Here is a 1267-nt window from a genome sequence, read left to right as displayed (position 1 = left end):
GGCCCGAAAGAAAGGTAGGAGGCCATGACGAAAGGTCTGCACGTGCCTTCCGAGATCGGCAAGCTCAGGAAGGTCTGCCTGCACCGTCCCGGCGACGAGCTCCTCAACCTGCCGCCCGACGAGCTCGAGCGACTCCTGTTCGACGACGTCCCGTTCCTGGAGGTCGCGCAGCAGGAGCACGACACCTTCGCCCAGATCCTGAGGGACCAGGGCGTGGAGGTGCTCTACCTCGAGAACCTCGTCGCAGAGGTGTTCGACCAGGTCCCCGGCGCCCGCGCCGAGTTCACCGACCAGTACATCGCCGAGGCAGGCATCCGCGGCCAGCACATGCCGCAGATCGTCCGCGAGAAGCTGGACTCCATCGAGGACAACCTCGAGTTCGTCAAGAAGACCATGGCCGGCATGACCAAGGCCGAGATCGACATGCCCCTCACGGCGTCCACGACCCTCGACTCCCTGGTCAACTCCGAGTCCGAGTCCGACCTGATCATCGACCCGATGCCCAACCTCTACTTCACCCGCGACCCGTTCGCGGTCGTCGGCGAGGGCGTCAACCTCAACCGCATGTACTCGGTCACCCGCAACCGCGAGACCCTGTACGGCAAGTACGTCTTCAAGTACCACCCCGACTACAAGGACGTCTCCCTGTACTTCCGCCGCGACTGCCAGTTCCACACCGAGGGCGGCGACGTGCTGAACATCAACGAGAAGACCCTCGCCGTCGGCATCTCCCAGCGCACCCAGGCGGCCGCCATCGACGTCATGGCCCAGAACATCTTCTGGAACTCCGACTCCAAGGTCGAGCGCATCCTGGCCTTCGACATCCCCGTCTCGCGCGCCTTCATGCACCTCGACACGGTCTTCACCCAGATCGACGTCGATAAGTTCACGATCCACCCCGCCATCATGGGCACCCTGCGCGTCTACGAGCTGACCGCCGGCAAGAACCCGGGCGACGTGAACATCCGCCTGATCGAGGACACCCTCGAGCACGTCCTGGAGGACGCCACCGGCGTCGACCAGGTCAAGCTGATCCCCTGCGGCGGCGGCGACCCGATCGCGGCCTCCCGCGAGCAGTGGAACGACGGCTCCAACACCCTGTGCGTCGAGCCCGGCAAGATCTGCGTCTACGCCCGCAACACCGTCACCAACGACGTGCTGTACAAGGAGGGCCTGGACCTTCTCGTCGTGCCCTCCGCCGAGCTCTCCCGCGGCCGCGGCGGCCCGCGCTGCATGAGCATGCCCTTCTGGCGCGAGGACCTCTAAG

At 65.4% G+C, this 1267-nt stretch carries 1 protein-coding gene; it reads left to right on the top strand.

Annotated features, from left to right (window positions below):
- Positions 1-24 precede the first annotated feature (24 nt).
- On the top strand, positions 25-1266 hold the full coding sequence (gene arcA, locus DW661_RS10025; protein WP_099431519.1) for an arginine deiminase: 1242 nt from the start codon (positions 25-27) through the stop codon (positions 1264-1266).
- Position 1267: the final 1 nt, after the last annotated feature.

The organism is Collinsella sp. AM24-1, from assembly GCF_003470325.1.
In the GTDB taxonomy this organism is placed as follows: Bacteria; Actinomycetota; Coriobacteriia; order Coriobacteriales; family Coriobacteriaceae; genus Collinsella.
The sequence above is the reverse complement of the archived record's forward strand: the minus strand, read 5'-3'. Positions and strand labels throughout refer to the sequence as shown.